At 46.4% G+C, this 18,139-nt stretch carries 21 protein-coding genes; 5 read left to right on the top strand and 16 right to left on the bottom strand.

Annotated elements, in window-relative coordinates:
• Positions 1-2: 2 nt before the first annotated feature.
• From VC159_RS01395 to VC159_RS01380, 4 genes are all read right to left on the bottom strand, one after another.
• A complete protein-coding gene (locus tag VC159_RS01395; RefSeq protein ID WP_323472471.1) occupies positions 3-134 on the bottom strand; it encodes a cytochrome oxidase small assembly protein in 132 nt (43 codons plus the stop codon).
• The gene (ctaD, locus tag VC159_RS01390; protein WP_323472470.1) at positions 118-1,737 is read right to left on the bottom strand and encodes a cytochrome c oxidase subunit I; all 1,620 of its coding nucleotides are present in this window, start codon (positions 1,735-1,737) and stop codon (positions 118-120) included. The genes VC159_RS01395 and ctaD overlap by 17 nt, the downstream gene beginning before the upstream one ends.
• A gap of 42 nt (positions 1,738-1,779) precedes the next feature.
• Entirely contained in the window at positions 1,780-2,850 is a 1,071-nt protein-coding gene (coxB, locus tag VC159_RS01385) for a cytochrome c oxidase subunit II (protein WP_416350437.1), read from the bottom strand.
• Positions 2,851-3,113: 263 nt separating this feature from the next.
• Positions 3,114-3,911, bottom strand: a complete 798-nt coding sequence (locus VC159_RS01380) for a class I SAM-dependent methyltransferase (protein ID WP_323472468.1) — start codon at positions 3,909-3,911, stop codon at positions 3,114-3,116.
• Positions 3,912-3,934: 23 nt separating this feature from the next.
• Between VC159_RS01380 and VC159_RS01375 the strand changes: the two genes are divergently transcribed.
• Positions 3,935-4,678 (top strand): ComF family protein, encoded by a 744-nt coding sequence (locus VC159_RS01375; RefSeq protein ID WP_323472467.1) that lies wholly within the window; start codon positions 3,935-3,937, stop codon positions 4,676-4,678.
• Between the two features lie 10 nt (positions 4,679-4,688).
• The gene (gene trmL / locus VC159_RS01370; RefSeq protein WP_323472466.1) at positions 4,689-5,159 is read left to right on the top strand and encodes a tRNA (uridine(34)/cytosine(34)/5-carboxymethylaminomethyluridine(34)-2'-O)-methyltransferase TrmL; all 471 of its coding nucleotides are present in this window, start codon (positions 4,689-4,691) and stop codon (positions 5,157-5,159) included.
• A gap of 21 nt (positions 5,160-5,180) precedes the next feature.
• On the opposite strand, the gene VC159_RS01365 is transcribed toward trmL, so the two are convergent.
• Genes VC159_RS01365 through VC159_RS01350 form a run of 4 tightly spaced genes read right to left on the bottom strand, consistent with a single transcriptional unit; the run spans position 5,181 to position 7,447 of the window.
• A complete protein-coding gene (locus tag VC159_RS01365) occupies positions 5,181-6,203 on the bottom strand; it encodes an NAD(P)H-dependent glycerol-3-phosphate dehydrogenase (protein WP_323472465.1) in 1,023 nt (340 codons plus the stop codon).
• 24 nt (positions 6,204-6,227) lie between these two features.
• Positions 6,228-6,740 carry a protein-export chaperone SecB gene (gene secB, locus VC159_RS01360; protein WP_323472464.1) on the bottom strand — a complete coding sequence of 171 codons (513 nt, stop codon included), beginning with the start codon at positions 6,738-6,740 and terminating at the stop codon, positions 6,228-6,230.
• A gap of 25 nt (positions 6,741-6,765) precedes the next feature.
• Positions 6,766-7,023: a glutaredoxin 3 gene (grxC, locus tag VC159_RS01355; RefSeq protein ID WP_215358700.1), complete on the bottom strand. Its 258-nt coding sequence runs from the start codon at positions 7,021-7,023 to the stop codon at positions 6,766-6,768.
• A gap of 10 nt (positions 7,024-7,033) precedes the next feature.
• Complete coding sequence (locus VC159_RS01350; protein ID WP_323472463.1) at positions 7,034-7,447, bottom strand: rhodanese-like domain-containing protein; 414 nt, start codon at positions 7,445-7,447, stop codon at positions 7,034-7,036.
• 22 nt (positions 7,448-7,469) lie between these two features.
• Between VC159_RS01350 and gpmA the strand changes: the two genes are divergently transcribed.
• The 3 genes from gpmA to VC159_RS01335 are packed head-to-tail and all read left to right on the top strand — an operon-like array spanning position 7,470 to position 10,382.
• Complete coding sequence (gpmA, locus tag VC159_RS01345) at positions 7,470-8,159, top strand: 2,3-diphosphoglycerate-dependent phosphoglycerate mutase (protein WP_323472462.1); 690 nt, start codon at positions 7,470-7,472, stop codon at positions 8,157-8,159.
• Between the two features lie 12 nt (positions 8,160-8,171).
• On the top strand, positions 8,172-9,605 hold the full coding sequence (locus VC159_RS01340) for a S41 family peptidase (protein WP_323472461.1): 1,434 nt from the start codon (positions 8,172-8,174) through the stop codon (positions 9,603-9,605).
• Between the two features lie 24 nt (positions 9,606-9,629).
• Entirely contained in the window at positions 9,630-10,382 is a 753-nt protein-coding gene (locus tag VC159_RS01335) for a HesA/MoeB/ThiF family protein (RefSeq protein ID WP_323472460.1), read from the top strand.
• Positions 10,383-10,398: 16 nt separating this feature from the next.
• Here the strand turns inward: VC159_RS01335 and ptsP are convergent, their stop codons facing one another.
• From ptsP to VC159_RS01295, 8 genes are all read right to left on the bottom strand, one after another.
• A complete protein-coding gene (ptsP, locus tag VC159_RS01330) occupies positions 10,399-12,150 on the bottom strand; it encodes a phosphoenolpyruvate--protein phosphotransferase (RefSeq protein WP_323472459.1) in 1,752 nt (583 codons plus the stop codon).
• A 5-nt stretch (positions 12,151-12,155) separates the two neighbouring features.
• Positions 12,156-12,425 (bottom strand): HPr family phosphocarrier protein, encoded by a 270-nt coding sequence (locus VC159_RS01325; RefSeq protein WP_323472458.1) that lies wholly within the window; start codon positions 12,423-12,425, stop codon positions 12,156-12,158.
• A 17-nt stretch (positions 12,426-12,442) separates the two neighbouring features.
• Positions 12,443-12,865 carry a PTS fructose transporter subunit IIA gene (locus VC159_RS01320; RefSeq protein ID WP_323472457.1) on the bottom strand — a complete coding sequence of 141 codons (423 nt, stop codon included), beginning with the start codon at positions 12,863-12,865 and terminating at the stop codon, positions 12,443-12,445.
• A gap of 2 nt (positions 12,866-12,867) precedes the next feature.
• Positions 12,868-13,809, bottom strand: a complete 942-nt coding sequence (gshB, locus tag VC159_RS01315; protein ID WP_323472456.1) for a glutathione synthase — start codon at positions 13,807-13,809, stop codon at positions 12,868-12,870.
• Positions 13,810-13,837: 28 nt separating this feature from the next.
• Positions 13,838-15,136 (bottom strand): glutamate--cysteine ligase, encoded by a 1,299-nt coding sequence (gene gshA, locus VC159_RS01310; RefSeq protein WP_323472455.1) that lies wholly within the window; start codon positions 15,134-15,136, stop codon positions 13,838-13,840.
• 104 nt (positions 15,137-15,240) lie between these two features.
• Positions 15,241-16,719, bottom strand: a complete 1,479-nt coding sequence (locus tag VC159_RS01305; protein ID WP_323472454.1) for an ammonium transporter — start codon at positions 16,717-16,719, stop codon at positions 15,241-15,243.
• A 13-nt stretch (positions 16,720-16,732) separates the two neighbouring features.
• Positions 16,733-17,071 carry a P-II family nitrogen regulator gene (locus VC159_RS01300; RefSeq protein WP_011903792.1) on the bottom strand — a complete coding sequence of 113 codons (339 nt, stop codon included), beginning with the start codon at positions 17,069-17,071 and terminating at the stop codon, positions 16,733-16,735.
• A gap of 24 nt (positions 17,072-17,095) precedes the next feature.
• The gene (locus VC159_RS01295; protein ID WP_323472453.1) at positions 17,096-18,040 is read right to left on the bottom strand and encodes a TorF family putative porin; all 945 of its coding nucleotides are present in this window, start codon (positions 18,038-18,040) and stop codon (positions 17,096-17,098) included.
• Positions 18,041-18,139 lie beyond the last annotated feature (99 nt).

The following is an 18,139-nucleotide window of genomic DNA, read 5'->3' as shown; positions in this document are numbered from 1 at the left end:
GATTAACCCAACATACTCCGTTTAATCACAATTCCAATAAAAAATACCAATACAACACTCAAAAGAATGAAGCCCATCCTGCGATTATTCGCAGCAAGGGCTTGCTTCTCTGAAGACTTAAATTCCGGCTTCACGCATTTGCTCTGCACTAGGCGGAGTTTCAAAAGTGTGATGTGGCGCTGGAGAAGGAATGGTCCACTCCAAACCTTTGGCTCCATCCCATGGCTTCATCGGTGCTTTTTCACCTTGGCCACGGTATGCAGGAAGCACAACAAAGAACAAGAAATAGACTTGCGACAAGCCAAAGCCCAATGCGCCGATTGAAGCAACCATATTGAAATCAGCGAACTGCGTTGGGTAGTCAGCGTAACGACGTGGCATACCCGCCAAGCCTAAGAAATGCATTGGGAAGAAGGTCACATTAAAGAAAATCATGGAAGTCCAGAAATGGATCTTGCCGCGAGTTTCATTGGCCATGCGACCAGTCCACTTAGGACACCAGTAGTAGAAGCCGGCGAACATGGCAAACAATGAGCCCGCTACCAATACATAGTGGAAGTGAGCAACAACGTAGTAAGTGTCCTGAACACCAATATCAATTGGTGCCATTGCCAAGATCAAACCAGTAAAGCCGCCCATGGTGAAAACGAAGATAAAGCCGATAGCCCACAACATTGGAGTTTCGAAAGTCATCGAACCTTTCCACATTGTTGCAACCCAGTTAAAAATCTTCACGCCAGTTGGCACAGCGATCAACATTGTTGCGTACATGAAGAACAGCTGGCCTGTTACAGGCATACCAGTTGCAAACATGTGGTGAGCCCAAACGATGAATGACAAGATCGCAATAGATGCGGTTGCATAAACCATTGAGCTGTAGCCAAACAATGTTTTTCTGGAGAATGTTGGAATGATTTCACTGACGATTCCGAATGCAGGAAGAATCATGATGTAAACCTCTGGGTGACCAAAGAACCAGAAAATATGCTGGAACATGATTGGGTCGCCACCGCCAACTGCGGAGAAGAATGAGGTACCGAAATGACGGTCAGTCAGAACCATAGTGATTGCGCCAGCCAATACAGGCATCACAGCAATCAGCAAATAAGCAGTAATCAACCAAGTCCAGCAGAACATTGGCATTTTCATCAAAGTCATGCCAGGGGCGCGCATATTCAAGATGGTTACGATGATGTTGATCGAACCCATGATGGAAGACGCACCCAATAAATGGAGGGCAAAAATAGCCATGTCCATACCAGGACCCATTTGCGATGTCAGCGGAGCATAGATAGTCCAGCCGCCTGATGGAGCGCCGCCAGGAACTAAGAATGAGCTGAATAACAATGTTGCAGCTACTGGAAGAATCCAGAAGCTAAAGTTATTCATACGAGCAAACGCCATATCGGATGCGCCAATTTGCAAAGGCACCATCCAGTTCGCGAAGCCTACGAATGCCGGCATGATCGCACCGAACACCATTACCAAACCATGCATGGTGGTTAGCTGATTAAAGAACTCAGGGCGGAAGAATTGCAATCCAGGCTGGAACAATTCCAGACGAATTCCCAATGCCATCACACCGCCAGCTAACAAGCTAACAAATGAGAAGATCAAATACATCGTGCCGATGTCTTTGTGGTTAGTTGCAAACAACCAACGACGCCATCCGTGTGGCGTGTGATCATCATGCGCGTGATCGTGTGCGTGGTCGTGGGTAGTAGAGACTGTGCTCATGGATTACTCCGGTTTCGTTTTATCTGTATTAGTTAATCTGATTTACTGGCCGCGTGCGGTAATAATTTCTTGGGTCTGAATCACTTCACCCGTTTTATTACCCCATGAATTACGGGTATAGGTAATAACGGCTGCGATATCTCCATCGGAAAGCACGCCTGCCCACTTCGGCATTGCATTTTTACCGTTCAGCAAAATATTAAATTGGCCTGCTTTAGGTCCGTTGACCACTTTGCTGCCATCCAATGCTGGGAATGCGCCAGCACCTTTGCCATTTGGCTGGTGACAAGCTGCACAGTTCGCTGCATAGACTTTTGCGCCGCGCTCTTTCTGTTCGTCCAAGGTATAAACCTTCGATGGATCATCGCCGCCTGCACCCATTGCTTTTTTCTTCTCAGCAACCCAAGCGGTGTAGTCCTCTGGTGAAACTACTTTGACAACAATAGGCATGAAAGCGTGCTCTGCACCACAAAGCTCAGAGCACTGACCGCGGAATGTGCCAATCTTGTCAGCTCTAAACCAGGTATCACGAACGAAGCCTGGGATGGCATCTTGCTTTACGCCAAACGCCGGAATAGTCCAAGCATGAATAACGTCGTTAGCAGTAGTGATCAAGCGAATTTTTTTACCTACTGGCACAACCATTTCATTGTCTACTTCCATCAAATAGGTATTTGATTTAGGTGCCAAGTTGTTAATTGCTTCGCGTGATGTTGATAAGGTAGATAAGAAGCTGATGCCTTCGCCTTCACCCTTGATGTAGTCGTAACCCCACTTCCACTGATAACCAGTGGTCTTAATAGTGATATCAGAGTTAGTGGTGTCTTTCATTGCCACAACAGTTTTTGTTGCTGGCAATGCCATGCCGATAACGATCAACAGTGGAATGACTGTCCAAATGATTTCAACAGTCGTGCTCTCGTGGAAAGATGCTGATTTGTGACCCAATGATTTACGGTGCTTCAAGATGGAATAAAACATCACTCCAAAAACACCAATGAAAATCAATGCACAAATTACCAACATCATCCAATGCAACCAATGGATCTCTTGCATGATTTTGGTAGCAGGAGGCGCAAAATTCAGCTGATTAACAGCTGGGCCACCAGGCATATTCTCTGCTGCATGAGCAAAAGCAGTGCCAAAAGCTACTGCGAAATAGAGCGAAGCCCTAGTGACTTTTCCAAATAAATTCATCTTATTCTCTGTTTATTGTCGTGAGCAAAGCAGCAAAAATGCCACAAAATGCCCAAAAAACGGTCTCAAGCCAATACATCCAGCCGTGATTATAGGGTTAATTAGGCGCAACAACAAACAGGGTTAACCCAGCTTGAACCAATCTTGGTCGAGGTTTAAATGATAGTAAGCACTTACACTTAGGCAGAATCTGACCTAGTCTTGTGCCCAATTTGATTTAGATCAATGTAGGCGACGTTGTCCTTTGCCTTTGCGAGGTGCTTTCCGAGTGCCCATGCATGCCCATAAACCACCTCTAAGGTGATTTTTTGCGGCAAAACCTCTTTTTCAGCGACTTCAGGAGGGGTGGAATGCATCAATTTCAGCGCACTAATGTCTGCTAGCAATAAGACTGGCTTCTCATAGTCCAAAGTGAGGCACTCCATATCCATTACGGGATCAGAAAACCGCTCGCCAAGCAAAGCATCTCCCATATCGTGCATATCCCAGGGATTCAATAAATTCTTCAGCTTTAGATCTGGAAGCTCCAAGGCGCGCAACTCTTTTCCGGTATCGGGCCCTAAATAGCTAAATGTGATTAAGCCGCCCTCGCGCAGAACGCGCCAACACTCCTGCAAAAAATGCTTCGGATCAGGTAAATCGTGCAGCAAAAGATCGCTGAACACTAAATCAACAGAATTGTCGGGAATATCAAATCTTCCAGACGAGATATAACTTGCGAAGGGGCTAGTGTTGCTGGCAAATAAGGATCGCCAATTACTCAGCGCTTTAGCGCGCCACATTTGAAATCCTGAAACACCGTGTTCGGCGATGCTAAAAATGCGCGCCTTTGGATAGCGTTTAGCAAGTACATCCAGATGCTTACCAGCAAAATCAGGCACCACCAAGATGTCTTTTACATCAAGCTTAACGATGTCTAATTTCTGCAGCATCCGATCTGCAATTTCATCTTGTAACCATCTAAGGGGCTGGGTCATTGGCTCAGTATACTCAGCGCCCCATGCGATTTCCAGAGAACATTTTTCAAACCATTTGTGAGCAGCTTTTGCCAACAGCCTGCATTGCTTGTCAGGAGTTTCAAAAATCATCCTTATGCGATCGCTGTCTCAATCAATTGCGAGATGATGGCTTAATGAACTACCAATGCTGCTATCAATGTGGCATAGCACTTCAGGCACCAGAAATTGCAGAGCAACGTTGTGTGCAATGCCAAATCTCTCGACCATACTTTGATGCAACCCATTGCTTGGATCGCTATGATGGATTGCTACAAACTCCACTGCATGAATTGAAGTATCAAAAACGCATTGCGTTTGCTAATGCCCTTGGCAGAACCTGGAACTTACTTCTCAGTAAGGAGCTTGAAGATATCTCTGCCGATTTTCTACTACCGGTCCCACTTAGTAATGAAAAGTTAGCACAGCGCGGCTTCAATCAAAGCTGGGAAATTGCTAAACGGATTCAGTGTGGGGTGCATATTCAAAAATCGCCTTATGTGCTGCAGCGCCATCACCATGTAGAGAAACAAGCGGGAAGCACTTTGAGCAAACGCCAACTAGCTATCCAGGGAATGTTTTACGTTGAAGAGCGCTACATTCAGCGGCTAGCTCACAAGACTGTAATTGTGTTTGACGATGTGATGACAAGCGGCGCAACTCTTAATGAAATTGCGCGCGTTCTGAAGGACAATGGTGTATCTCGCGTCATTAATTGGGTAGTACTGAGAGCTGCGCGACCAATTTAAAGAGTGCTACATGTTTAATATCGTTTTATTTGAACCAGAAATCCCGCCCAACACGGGCAACATTATTCGTTTGTGTGCCAATACCGGAGCAAAGCTACATTTAATTGAGCCGCTTGGGTTTCCGATGGAAGACGCTAAGTTGCGTAGAGCAGGCTTGGACTATCACGAGTTTGCACGAGTCAAAGTCCACAAAAATTGGTCACAGTTTTTAAAAGATGAGCAACCCGATCCTCAGCATCTCTTTGCATTGACCACTAAGGGCTCGGGAAAGTTTCATGAAGGCAAATACGCGCCAGATGATTACTTTGTATTTGGCTCTGAAACTAAAGGCATTACAGATGAAGTCAGGGACTCCATTCCGATTGAGAATCGTATGCGCCTAGCGATGCAAGATAGCAGTCGCAGTCTGAATTTATCAAATACTGTTGCAATCGTAGTGTATGAAGCTTGGCGCCAGAATGGCCTTGCAGGCGGTCAGTAAAAACCGATTCAGCTGCTGTACTTACGATTCGATTTTAGGATCGCGCCCCATAAGCTTTTTAACGGCATCATGCGGCTTCAACTTTCCAGAGAGCACTTCACCCATCATCGAAGTAATCGGCATCTCAACCCCTAGGCGTTTTGCCAAATCGCCAACCGCCTCCGCACAAAGCACACCCTCGGCAACGTGACCAAGATTTGCAAGAACCTCAGGTAGCGACTTGCCAGCAGCAAGCTCAAGACCAACGCGACGATTGCGAGAAAGGTCACCAGTGGCAGTCAAGATTAAATCTCCAACACCAGTTAAACCCATACAAGTTTCAGATTTGCCACCGGCAGCCTTCACAATGCGCATCATCTCAGCTAAACCGCGTGTGAGAACTGCAGCGCGTGCGTTCAAACCCAAATCTAAGCCATCACCAATACCTGCAGCAATCGCCAAGACATTCTTAATAGCGCCGCCTAACTCCACACCAATCAAATCATCACTTGAATACACACGCATATTGCCGTGATGGAAAGCGGTTTGCACTGCTTCACATAACTTAGGAGATTTGCTAGCAACAGTTAAAGCGCAAGGCATACCCGCACCAACCTCACGTGCAAAGCTCGGGCCGGATAAGGCACCATACGAATGCGTTATTCCATGAGAATGCATCTTGCTCTCACGCTCTACTACCTGGTGGGGCAATAAGGCGGTATTCGGCTCAAGCCCTTTGCAGAGCCAAATAATATTGAGTGGGTGCTCAGCAATTTTTAATGCTTTGGCGATTGTTTCTGAAAGCCCTGACATTGGTGTTGCAATAACCAATAAATCATCGCTAGATAGTCTTTTGATAGCAGTAGAAAAGTCACTCTCAAACTTGAGCCCCTCAGGCAATTGAATACCTGAAAGATAAGCGCGATTTTCCGCGCTCTCTTCAATTTCTTTTAACTGCTGCTTGCTACGAGACCATAAAACAACATCACCCTCTTGGAGATAGCGAGCGGCTTGTGCAGCCATCGCCGTTCCCCAGGCACCAGCACCAAGCAGCGTCACTTTCATGATCTGTGGGCTCGCTCGTTGAGCTTAGTGAGGCTTACTCTCAGCGGCTGCGCCGTCCTTAGCGGCAGCTTCTTGTTGAGCTTGCATCAAACGATGCTCATACATGCCATGGAAATTAATTTCATTCAAATGAATTGGCTGGAAGCCTGCGCGACTAATAATATCGGCAATATTTGAACGCAAATACGGATACAAAATCGTTGGGCAAGCAATGCCAAGCATTGGATCAATTTGCTCAACCGGAATGTTGCTAAATTCAAAGATGCCGGCTTGTTTTGCTTCCACCAGGAACAGAACTTTGGTGTCGACTTTCGCAGTCACGGTAGAACTTAAAGCTACCTCGAAGATTCCTTCGCTTAATGGCGCAACAGAGATATCAATCTCAACCTGAACTTGTGGCTCAGAAGCCACCAACAAAATCTGCGGAGCATTTGGTTGCTCAAGAGATACATCTTTTAAGTAAATTCGCTGAATACGAAATCCAGGTTCTTTAGCTTGATCGGCGCTTGCCTGAGGTGCTGAGGATTGTTCAGTCATTGCTAACTTTCTTTGTATGTTTAATCTATTGAGCCAATAAGGGATCAAGCTTTCCAGCACGATCCAATGCCACTAAGTCGTCATAACCACCAACATGCGTGTCACCAATATAGATTTGTGGAACAGTGCGGCGGCCAGTACGTGTCATCATTACTTCGCGCTGGGCCGGATCACGATCAATCAAAATCTTTTCTAGATTAGCAACGCCTTTTTTAGTCAGTAACTTTTCTGCCATGACGCAGTAAGGGCAAACTTGGGTGCTATACATTGTTACTGGAGGCATCGATTTTTCCTTATTTCACTAAAGGCAGGGCTGCCGCTTTCCAAGCCTGCACACCACCATCTAAGGCGCCTACTTCAGCAAAGCCCAGCTTTTGAGCTTCGGCCACGAGTTTGCGTGACTGGGAGCCAGTTTCACAAACCAAGACCACCGGGTGCTTGCGATCGAGCTTGAGCTTTTCAATGGCTGCCGTTAAACCAGCAGCATTAGCGAATTTGGCGCCAGGTAAATGGCCCGATTTAAAGGCCTCCTCCGTGCGCAAGTCCAAGACATAGGCTTTGCGACGATTAATCCAAATCGTCGCTTCGGTAGGCGATAAGCCTTTTCCGCCAATAAGCGTAGATAATGAGGGTAGGAAAAGTGCTATGCCTGAAACCAACAGTAGGGCAATAAGCGCTAAATTATCAATTTGCGTGAGAAAGTTCATCACCGGATTATAGAATGGCTCTATGAAACAACTTGTCCTTATTCGTCATGGCGAATCCGCTTGGAACCTTGAAAACCGCTTTACCGGCTGGGCGGACGTCGACTTAACCCCTAAAGGCGCAGAACAGGCCATCACAGCGGGTGAAAGCCTGAAAAAAGCAGGCTATGAATTTGATGTTGCGTATACCTCTGTTTTGAGACGTGCCATTCGCACCCTCTGGCACGTTCAAGATGCCATGGATTTGATGTGGCTTCCTGTAGTGCATAGTTGGCGCTTAAATGAACGTCACTATGGCGCACTCACGGGATTGAATAAAGCTGAAACAGCCACTAAATATGGTGATGAACAAGTTCATATTTGGCGTCGCTCCTATGATGTACGTCCACCGCTACTGGAGCATGATGATGAGCGTCATCCTAAAAATGATCTCCGTTACGCAAAGCTCAATCCTTCCGATATTCCTTTAGGCGAATGCCTGAAAGATAACGTTGAACGAGTATTACCCTTGTGGAATGAATCTATTGCACCCGCACTAAAGGCTGGTAAACGCGTATTACTAGTGGCACACGGCAATAGCATTCGCTCGCTCATTAAGTACTTAGATCAAATGTCTGATGAAGCGATCATGGAAGTGAACGTACCTAATGGTGTGCCACTTGTTTATGAGTTAGATGACAACCTCAAACCTATTCAACACTTTTATTTGGATTAAAGCAAAAGAGATATGCGCCAATTTCTAAAGAATTTCGCCCTAATAGCCGTTGGCCTTATTGCCGGCGTAGCAGCCACGATCCAGCTCTCCGCAACCGCCCAGCAAGGCGCCCAGCTGCCACTGGATGAACTTCGCACACTCTCTAATGTCTTTGCCCAAATTAAGCGTGAATACGTTGAGCCCATTGAAGATAAGCAACTGCTAACAGATGCTGTTAAAGGAATGGTGAGTAGTCTTGATCCACATTCCACTTTCTTAGATAAAAAAGATTTTGCAGAGATGCAAGAGATGACTTCTGGAAAGTTTGCTGGACTCGGCATTGAAATCACCTCTGAAGATGGTGTAGTTAAAGTACTCAATCCAATTGAAGACAGTCCTGCTGCACGTGCAGGCCTGCAAGCTGGAGACCTCATCACCCGTCTTGATGACAAACCCGTACGCGGCATGTCTTTAGATAAAGCGGTACGCACTATGCGCGGCACCCCTGGAACCAAAATTACTTTAACGGTATTTCGTAAGAGTGAAGAGCGTAGCTTTCCAGTAACGATCACTCGCGCAGAAATTAAAGTTCAATCAGTCAAAACAAAAATTCTGGATAACGATATTGCCTGGGTACGCATCACCAGCTTTCAAGAGCGTACCGTTCCTGATCTCGCCAGGAAATTGACTGATATTGCCAATCAAGATCCCAAGCTCAAAGGCATCATTCTTGATCTGCGCAACAATGGCGGCGGCCTATTACAAGGAGCCGTAGGGGTGGCTGCAGCATTCTTGCCTGCAGACGCAGTCATTGTCTCCACCAAAGGCCAGTCTCCAGATTCAAAACAGATCTTTAATGCAACACCAGCGATGTACCGCCTAAATGAGTCCGGTGATCCTTTGGCGGGCGTTCCAGCGATTTTTAAGAAATTGCCTATGGTGGTATTGGTGAATGCGTACTCTGCCTCAGCCTCTGAAATTGTTGCTGGCGCACTGCAAGATTACAAACGCGCAACCATTATTGGAAAAACGACCTTTGGTAAAGGCTCCGTCCAAACCGTTCGCCCCCTGACCAATGATTCTGCATTGAAGATTACTACTGCTTATTACTACACTCCAAGCGGCAAGTCGATTCAGGCTTTTGGCGTGAAGCCAGATATTCCAGTTGATCAAAATAAAGATGGCGATCCAGATGATGTACTAATCACTCGCGAGATCGATAGCGAGAAACACTTACGTAATAAGCAATCTGCTGAAGATAAGCTGATTAAAGATCGCGAACAACGTCGCCTCGAAGAGTTACAGCGCATTGAAGAGAAAAATGCCAAGAAGACTCCTGAAGAAAAAGAGAAGGATAAAAATAAGAAACCGCCTGAACTAGGTAGTGCAGATGACTTCATGCTTTCTCAGGCAGTAGCCTTTATTAATGGCCAGCCTGTGAAGCGCTCATCATCCAAGCTCGAATAATCTTTTAATCTCTGCGGCTGGCACATGAATGACGAGCAGTTACTTCGATACTCAAGGCACTTGCTGCTTGACGAGATTGATGTTGCTGGCCAAGAAAAGCTTCTCCAATCACATGCATTAGTCATCGGCACCGGCGGCTTAGGAAGTGCTGCCGCCCCCTATTTAGCCGCTGCCGGAGTGGGACACATCACCCTAGTAGATCATGATGATGTTGAACTCACCAATTTGCAGCGCCAAATCATGCATACCGAAAGTAGCGTTGGCAAAAGCAAAGCCGCATCAGGAAAAGAATTTTTACAACGCCTAAACTCCAGCATTCAGATTGAGACCATTCAGGCCAAAGCTACAGCTTCGCTATTAGATGAAATACTGCCGAGTGTTGATGTTGTTTTGGATTGCACGGATAATTTTTCAACTCGGCACCTAATTAATGCTGCCTGCGTTAAACATCAAATTCCATTGGTTTCAGGTTCAGCCCTCAAGTTTGATGGTCAAGTGAGTGTCTTTGATCTGCGAAATCCAAGCTCACCATGCTATGCCTGCATCTTTTCTCCCGATGAAGTATTTGAAGAGGTCAGTTGCTCCAGCATGGGCATCTTCTCGCCTCTAGTAGGGATCATTGGAGCCATGCAAGCCGCTCAAGCCCTGCAGGTATTAATTGGTTTTGGAGAGCCCTTGGTGGGCCGCATGTTGCTTTGGAATGGGCGTACGACCCAAATTGATGAAATCCGCATTAGCCGTAATGCTGATTGCTCGGTATGCGGCTCAGCCCACTAGGCAACGCACAAAATCATTAAGACAGTAGTCGCTCTAAAGCCTTTGCCTGCTCTTCGGGCTCATACGCCTTCAAGACCCTAGCAACGCGGGCTTTTAATAAACCTACATTAGCCTGAAGAATTTCCCGCTTAACCAGCAATAACTGGCTGAAGTGCATTGAGAAGTCGGTTAAACCCAAGGCAAGCAGTAACTTGGTTAATGCAGGATCACCGGCCATCTCACCACAAACAGCCACAGGCACATTTGCACGTTTAGCCTGCTCAATGATATTTGCCAATAAATTCAATATTGCTGGATGCAGGGGGTCATACAAATGCGCAACAGCATGATCCGCGCGATCAATTGCTAAGGTGTACTGAATTAAATCATTTGTTCCAATAGAAAGAAAATCGAATCGCTTAATAAACAAAGGCAGCACTAAAGCAGCAGCCGGAATCTCAATCATCGCGCCAACTTGGATATTCGGATTAAATGCTTTGCCCCGCTGATGCAATTGCTGTTTCGCTTTTTCAATCAACCTAAATGTTTCATCGATCTCTTTAGCATGTGCCAACATCGGAATCATGATGCGCGCTTGGCCATGTGCTGATGCACGCAAGATTGCTCTGAGCTGTGTTAAAAAGATTTCAGGCTCGGTAAGTGACCAGCGGATCGCCCGCAATCCCAGCGGTGATGTACCTGTTTGTGAAATATCGCCACCGCCACCCAATGCCTTATCTGCTCCAACGTCGATGGTTCTAATGTTGATAGGCAAACCATGCATTAAATCCACTACGCGTCGATATTCTTGATATTGCTGCTCTTCATCTGGTAAAGCCTGTTTACGGTCCATGAATAAAAATTCAGAGCGGAATAAACCAACCCCTACCGCACCCAACTTCACCGCCTGAATAGCATCTTCTGGCAATTCAATATTGGCAAACAACTCAATCTCAACACGGTCGGCTGTTTCTGTTTTTGCATGCTTTAACTGTTGGAGCTTACGAGCTTCTTTGAGCACCTGAGTTTGTAGTTTGCGATATTCGGCTAGCAGCTGCTCATCTGGGGCAACTACTACAACTCCTCGATCGCCATCTAGCACCAACCAATCGCCATGGCGAATCATTTCGCTCGCGTGGCGAACACCAACTACCGCAGGTATTTCCATGCTGCGGGCCACGATCGCCGTATGAGAAGTCTTGCCGCCAAGATCAGTTACAAATCCGGTAAAGGCATGCTCTTTAAAACGCAGCATGTCATGCGGAGCAATGTCATGCGCGACGATGATTGATTCAATACCGATATCGCTTGTTGGCAAAAAATCGGAATCGTTTAATGGATCTTTTTTCTGGGCATTTAAAGCCTTAATAACACGTTCAGCAACCTGGCGAATATCGTTGGCACGCTCCTTTAAATACGCGTCCTCAATATCTGCAAATTGCTCCAGAAGATCATTGAGCTCAGTAGTTAAAGCCCACGCTGCATTTAATCGTTGCGTACGAATTAATTTAATCGGCTTCTCAGCCAAAGCTGGGTCAGCCAATATCATGCCGTGCACATCCAAGAATGCCGCCATCTCTTGCGGCGCATCTTTTGGCAATCCTTGGCGCAATTGATCAAGCTCTAGGCGAACCTGATTAAATGCATCCAATAGCTTTTGTGCTTCGGCCTCTTCTTTGCCAGCTTCAATCAAGTGATGACTGACTTCTAATGCTGCGCGAGAAATCAGTACCGCCTTGCCTATGGCAATGCCTTTCGATACTGGAATTCCATGCAATGCAAAAGTCATGCTATTTACTCACCCTCACCAAATCGGTCATTAATTAAGGTAGTGAGTGCCTGCAGGGCTTCATCTGCCTTTTCGCCCACAGTCTCAAGGGTCACAGTACTGCCGATACCAGCCGCCAACATCATCACACCCATAATGCTCTTCGCATTAATTTGACGCCCATTACGTGACAGAAATATTTCACAAGGAAACTGAGCAGCTAATTGAGATAGCTTGGCAGATGCGCGAGCATGCAAGCCTAATTTATTGATAATTTCGATTTCTGCTGAAGGCATAGTGTGCTGGCCCTTATTTAATCTTGATTTACTTTTGCACCTAAGCGCAAGATGCCATTCTGTCCGCCAGCAAGGGCTTTTTGCGCCAACTCCTCCAGATTTTCTCCGCGATGAGAAATGCAACGCATCAGCATAGGTAGGTTTAATCCCGCCAACACGATGACAGGCGCATTTAAGCCTGATAAAGGGCCCAAGGCCTCTAGCTTAGAGGCCACATTAGCAGGGGTTGCACCCATAACATCTGTCAGGATCAGGACGCCGTTGCCTGTGTTCACACCATAAGCCGCCTTCATCACGCGATCAAAGCTTGCCTTGGTATCTTCATGAGGAGGAATATCCACTGCTCGAACGCGCTCAGGCAATACACCAAAAGTATGCTCAGCAAACCCCAGCATTGCACTGGCAACCGGTGTGTGAGCAACGATGACAATTCCAACCATATTTATGCCAATGCTTTCTCTAGTGCTGCCAACCAAAATTGCGCAACATTAAAGTTGCTTTGGTCAGTAATTTCTACAAAACAAGTCGGGCTCGTCACATTAATTTCAGTGAGATAACCACCAATTAAATCCAACCCAACTAAGAATAATCCACGCTGATTTAAAACAGGAGCTAATTTTTCAGCGATTCTTTTTTCGGCCTCGGTTAAAGGCATCGCCACGCCTTTACCGCCCGCAGCTAAATTACCCCGAATTTCGCTACCCTGCGGAATGCGAGCTAGTGCAAACGGCACCACCTCTCCACCAATTAAGAGCACCCGTTTATCACCCTGAGCAATTTCTGGCAGAAAACGCTGCACCATTAGGGTTCTTGCGCCATTCTCACCAAGCGTTTCTACGATACTCGCCAGGTTAAGGCCATCAGCCCCAACCCTAAATACACCCATGCCGCCCATGCCATCCAAGGGTTTAATCACGATATCGTGATATTCCTGATGAAAACGCTCTACCGCAGCTAGTTCACGCGTGACTAAGGTTGGCGGAATCAGCTCTGGAAATTCTGTAATAGATAGCTTTTCTGAATGATCTCGAACAGCGCTCGGTTCGTTAAATACTTTCGCGCCCTGACGTACTGCAGCTGACAACAACCAAGTGGTATTGAGGTATTCAATATCAAAAGGAGGATCTGTGCGCATGAGCACAGCAGAAAAAGATTGGAGTGTTCGAGACTCAAGATCATCCAACTCAAACCAGTTGGTGGAGCTAGGCTTAATCACCAAAGACTGGCAATCAGCCACTACGAAATTATCTCTCCACAAAACATTGCGACTTTGACAAAACCACAAGTGGTGCCCCGCTTCTTGCGCAGCACGCATCATTGCGAGCGTGGAATCTTTTTGAATCTTGAAAGATTCAAGAGGGTCTGCAATAAAAAGAAGGTTCATTATTTCTATTGAGAGGTTAGTATTTTATTTATGCAGCTTCAGCATTAGGATCAGTTCGCTCTAGCTCCAATGATGCAGCAAGCAGCGCCAAGCGAGCAACCACGCCATACAGGTAGAAGCGATTTGGAGCAGCACTGCCTGGCTTAGCTCCTAGATCAGGCATTGAGTTTTGCTCGAAGGCCAAAGGTACAAAATGCATACCTGGTGCATTGAGATTCTCATCAGGGCCGCGGTCAGTATGAACTCGATAGAAGCCACCAATGACATAGCGATCAATCATGTACACCACCGGTTCAGCAACCGCTTCATTGACCTTCTCGAAAGTATAAACACCCTCCTGAATCAATACATCACTGACCTCAAGGCCTTCCTTGACCACACTCATCTTATTGCGGTCTTTACGATTTAAGCCCTTTAACTGCACGGGATCATTGACCACCATCACGCCCATACCGTAAGTACCGGCATCAGCTTTTACTACGACATAAGGCTTCTCTTTAATACCGTATTCACGGTACTTCTTGGCAGTCTTTTTCAAGACTTGCTCTACAGCAGCTTGAAGTTCGTCTTCACCCTTACGCTCGTGGAAATTAATATTGGAGCAACTGGTAAAGTAAGGATTAATCATCCATGGATCGATATCAACTACTTTGGCAAATTTCTTCGCTACTTCTTCATATGCGGCAAAGTGCTTTGATTTACGACGCACATGCCAGCCAGCATGCAAGCCTGGCAGCAAGTACTGCTCATAGATATTCTCCAGAATCGGAGGAATGCCTGCGGATAAGTCGTTATTCAATAGGATCGAGCAAGGATCAAAATCTTTTAAACCTAGGCGTTGTTTCTTGAGGCCAAGTCGAGCAAGGGGCTCCATCAACAAGCGATTGCCATCAGGCAAATCAATCCAGGTTGGCTTCTTAATTTCTTCGGAGAAAGTACCCAGCCGAACATTCAATCCGGCTTGACGCAAAATCGAAGACAAGCGCGCAATATTTTGCAAATAGAAAGTATTGCGTGTATGTCGTTCTGGTATCAGCAATAAGTTTTTGGCCTCAGGGCAAATCTTCTCAATGGCAGCCATGGCAGCTTGAACAGCAAGCGGCAACATCTGCGGCGAAAGGTTATTAAACCCTCCAGGGAAAAGATTGGTATCAACTGGAGCTAACTTAAAACCAGAATTGCGTAAATCGACAGAACAGTAGAAAGGCGGGGTATGTTCTTGCCACTCCAGCCTGAACCAACGCTCAATGGTTGGGGTCGCTTCTAGAACCTTTGACTCTAATTCGAGCAAAGGGCCGGTGAGTGCAGTGATGAGATGTGGAACCATTCCACCATTGTAAGATTATTAAAAGAAAGACGCGGGATCCGAGGATCCCGCGCTTAAAACTAGGCAGCCAACCAGAGCCGCCCAGTGAGGGGTAAATCTACTGATTAAGACTCGTAAGCAGTCTCACCGTGTGAGCTGATATCCAAGCCTTCGCGCTCTTCTTCTTCCTTAACGCGCAAACCAATCACGATATCGATCAATTTGAAGGCTACAAAAGAAACTACGCCAGACCAAATTACAGTGGTAATTACGCCTTGAGCTTGGATCCACAATTGGCTAGCAATTGAGTAATCAGGAGCAACAGCGTTAGCCACATAATCCCAAATACCAGAGCCGCCTAATGCTGGGTCAGCAAATACACCGGTCAACAATGCACCAGTAATACCGCCTACGCCATGAACACCAAACACGTCCAAGCTGTCATCTGAGCCCAAAATCTTCTTGAGGCCAGTAACACCCCAAAGGCAAACTACACCAGCAACTAAGCCAATAATGATTGAACCCATTGGGCCAGCAAATCCAGCGGCAGGAGTAATTGCAACTAAACCTGCTACGCAACCAGATGCAGCGCCCAACATAGATGGCTTACCTTTGAGAACCCACTCAGCAACTGACCAGCCCAATACAGCGGCAGCAGTAGCTAAATAAGTATTCACGAATGCCAAGGCAGCACTACCGTTTGCTTCAAGAGCTGAACCAGCATTGAAACCAAACCAGCCGAACCACAAGAGAGCAGCGCCAGCCATTACATAAACTAAGTTATGTGGCTTCATTGCTTCTTTGCCGTAGCCCAAACGCTTGCCGATTACAAAGGAACCAACCAAACCAGCGATCGCAGCATTGATATGCACAACGGTACCACCAGCAAAGTCGAGAACACCTTTTTGCCACAACCAACCAGCACGAGCAGTAATTGCTTCGAGTGATGCAGCATCTTTGATGTCATCTGGACCAGGCCAGAACCAAACCATGTGAGCGATTGGCAGGTAGCTCAAAGTGAACCAAATCACCATGAATACCAAGATTGCAGAGAACTTAGCGCGCTCAGCAAAAGAACCAATGATCAAGCAGCAAGTAATAGTTGCGAACACTGCTTGGAAAGCCATAAATACATACTCAGGAATCACAACACCCTTACTAAAGGTTGCTGCTACTGAGTCTGGATTCATACCGCCCAAGAAGAGACGATCTAATCCACCGATGAATGCTCCGCCTTCCGTGAATGCAAAGCTATAGCCATAAATCGCCCATAGCACTGAAATCAAAGAAAAGACCATGAAACATTGCATACAAATAGACAAGATGTTCTTGCTACGTGTCAAGCCGCCGTAAAACAAAGCCAAACCAGGAAGCGTCATTAACAGCACTAATGCTGTACAGACCATCATCCAAGCAGTATCTGCTTTATTGCACTTTTCAGAGCAAAGAACTGGAGCAGGTTCTGCAGCTGCAGCAGCAGGAGCTGTTACAGCTGGTTTTTTTACTTCATCAGCATGCGCTGGCGAAGTAACCATTACACCAGTAGCGCCAATAGCCAAAGCCATAGCACCACCAGCAACGAGTCGTTTCATCCAAGTTAACATTTTGAACCTCTCTTTAAAGTGCTGAAGCGCCGGTTTCACCGGTACGAATACGAATGACGTGCTCAACTGGAGAGACAAAAATCTTGCCATCACCAATCTTGCCAGTACGTGCTGATTTTTCGATTGCTTCAATCGCACGCTCCAAGATGCCATCTTCAACAGCAGCTTCAATTTTTACTTTAGGTAAAAAGTCGACAACATACTCAGCACCACGATACAACTCGGTGTGGCCTTTTTGACGACCAAAGCCTTTAACTTCAGTGACGGTAATGCCCGAAACTCCCACTTCCGAGAGAGCTTCGCGCACTTCGTCAAGCTTGAAGGGCTTGATGATTGCGGTAATTAATTTCATGTGTTTCTCCGTTCAGAGTGGAAATTAGAAAGTTTTTGTCAAAGCTACAACTGCGTTAGCACGACCAGCGTTACCGCCGTTAGGGGTTGTGTACATATAGTTACCACCTGTCTTGGCAACAGATGTGCCTGTGTAGTAAGCAGTACCAGACAAGCCACCACCGAAGTCTTTAGTTAAACCAAATTTCCAGTCGGCATAGCTCAAGTTGTATGTACCAGCCATGCTAGCAGGATTACCAGCAGCAGCAAGCTGAGCAGTGCTAGAAACAATATTGTTTGGAACATACTGGTAGCCAACGTGGCCATTCAAAGTGATGCCGTAAAAACCAGTGTCATAGTTCGCTGTCAAGTCTGGGTAAAAAGCACCCTTAGAGTTGTAGATGCCAAACAAGTTGCTTAAAGCATATGAAACCTTAACAAAACCAACTACAGGGCCTGCAGTAAAGTTTTGTGCTGCATAAATTTCTGTTGTGCTTGGAGAAGCGCCTGAAGATTGGCGGTATGTTGGGTTGCCTTGCAGTTGAGCTGCGGTAGGTGCATTAGCCATCATTCCTGAAACTGGGTAGTAGTACTGCAATACACCGAAGTCAGAGGCAAAGCCTTCGCCAATCAACTCTTTCTTGAAACCAGCGTAAAAGTCCATTTCGATTGGCGCTGTTACTGCGCCTGTCCCGCTTCCAGGTTTGCCGTTACCGCCGCCGTAGCTGTCGCTGATCCAGCTAATGTTTGAGTTCCAGTTACCTACATAGAAACCGCTCTCATGAGCGTAGTCAAAGCCGCCTTGAATTGCTGGCTTGTTATTGGTTTGTGTCAAACCACGATAGATATAGTTGCTTGCAACAGTTACGTTGGCTGTGATTGGGCTAACTTCAGCCGCTGCTGGCTCATCAGCCGCGAATGCTACAGTTGAAAGGCCTGCCAACAAAGCTACTGCTGCTGCAGAGATTGCTGTCTTTTGCAAAGTTTTCATGAACTACTCCTTACTGGTTGTAATAAAAAAATGGGTTGAATGCTTAATGCATGGGGTGATATTGAATCCCCGGGGGTTCATGGCTTTGTCACAAATCCC

Source organism: Polynucleobacter sp. JS-JIR-II-c23 (assembly GCF_035011225.1).
Classification (GTDB): Bacteria; Pseudomonadota; Gammaproteobacteria; order Burkholderiales; family Burkholderiaceae; genus Polynucleobacter.
Note: the sequence above shows the minus strand (reverse complement) of the source record. Positions and strands in the feature narration are given on the sequence as shown.

What these genes read in the sequence shown, in the direction of transcription:
- VC159_RS01340 (WP_323472461.1), top strand. Translation starts at nt 8,172, where the DNA reads ATGCGCCAATTTCTAAAGAATTTCGCCCTAATAGCCGTTGGCCTTATT.
- VC159_RS01295 (WP_323472453.1), bottom strand. Translation starts at nt 18,040, where the DNA reads ATGAAAACTTTGCAAAAGACAGCAATCTCTGCAGCAGCAGTAGCTTTG.
- VC159_RS01300 (WP_011903792.1), bottom strand. Translation starts at nt 17,071, where the DNA reads ATGAAATTAATTACCGCAATCATCAAGCCCTTCAAGCTTGACGAAGTG.
- coxB (WP_416350437.1), bottom strand. Translation starts at nt 2,850, where the DNA reads ATGCCTGGTGGCCCAGCTGTTAATCAGCTGAATTTTGCGCCTCCTGCT.
- VC159_RS01350 (WP_323472463.1), bottom strand. Translation starts at nt 7,447, where the DNA reads ATGAACTTTCTCACGCAAATTGATAATTTAGCGCTTATTGCCCTACTG.
- VC159_RS01305 (WP_323472454.1), bottom strand. Translation starts at nt 16,719, where the DNA reads ATGTTAACTTGGATGAAACGACTCGTTGCTGGTGGTGCTATGGCTTTG.
- VC159_RS01325 (WP_323472458.1), bottom strand. Translation starts at nt 12,425, where the DNA reads ATGCCTTCAGCAGAAATCGAAATTATCAATAAATTAGGCTTGCATGCT.
- grxC (WP_215358700.1), bottom strand. Translation starts at nt 7,023, where the DNA reads ATGCCTCCAGTAACAATGTATAGCACCCAAGTTTGCCCTTACTGCGTC.
- gshA (WP_323472455.1), bottom strand. Translation starts at nt 15,136, where the DNA reads ATGGTTCCACATCTCATCACTGCACTCACCGGCCCTTTGCTCGAATTA.
- VC159_RS01365 (WP_323472465.1), bottom strand. Translation starts at nt 6,203, where the DNA reads ATGAAAGTGACGCTGCTTGGTGCTGGTGCCTGGGGAACGGCGATGGCT.
- gpmA (WP_323472462.1), top strand. Translation starts at nt 7,470, where the DNA reads ATGAAACAACTTGTCCTTATTCGTCATGGCGAATCCGCTTGGAACCTT.
- secB (WP_323472464.1), bottom strand. Translation starts at nt 6,740, where the DNA reads ATGACTGAACAATCCTCAGCACCTCAGGCAAGCGCCGATCAAGCTAAA.
- VC159_RS01380 (WP_323472468.1), bottom strand. Translation starts at nt 3,911, where the DNA reads ATGACCCAGCCCCTTAGATGGTTACAAGATGAAATTGCAGATCGGATG.
- VC159_RS01320 (WP_323472457.1), bottom strand. Translation starts at nt 12,865, where the DNA reads ATGGTTGGAATTGTCATCGTTGCTCACACACCGGTTGCCAGTGCAATG.
- gshB (WP_323472456.1), bottom strand. Translation starts at nt 13,809, where the DNA reads ATGAACCTTCTTTTTATTGCAGACCCTCTTGAATCTTTCAAGATTCAA.
- VC159_RS01335 (WP_323472460.1), top strand. Translation starts at nt 9,630, where the DNA reads ATGAATGACGAGCAGTTACTTCGATACTCAAGGCACTTGCTGCTTGAC.
- trmL (WP_323472466.1), top strand. Translation starts at nt 4,689, where the DNA reads ATGTTTAATATCGTTTTATTTGAACCAGAAATCCCGCCCAACACGGGC.
- VC159_RS01375 (WP_323472467.1), top strand. Translation starts at nt 3,935, where the DNA reads ATGCGATTTCCAGAGAACATTTTTCAAACCATTTGTGAGCAGCTTTTG.
- ctaD (WP_323472470.1), bottom strand. Translation starts at nt 1,737, where the DNA reads ATGAGCACAGTCTCTACTACCCACGACCACGCACACGATCACGCGCAT.
- ptsP (WP_323472459.1), bottom strand. Translation starts at nt 12,150, where the DNA reads ATGACTTTTGCATTGCATGGAATTCCAGTATCGAAAGGCATTGCCATA.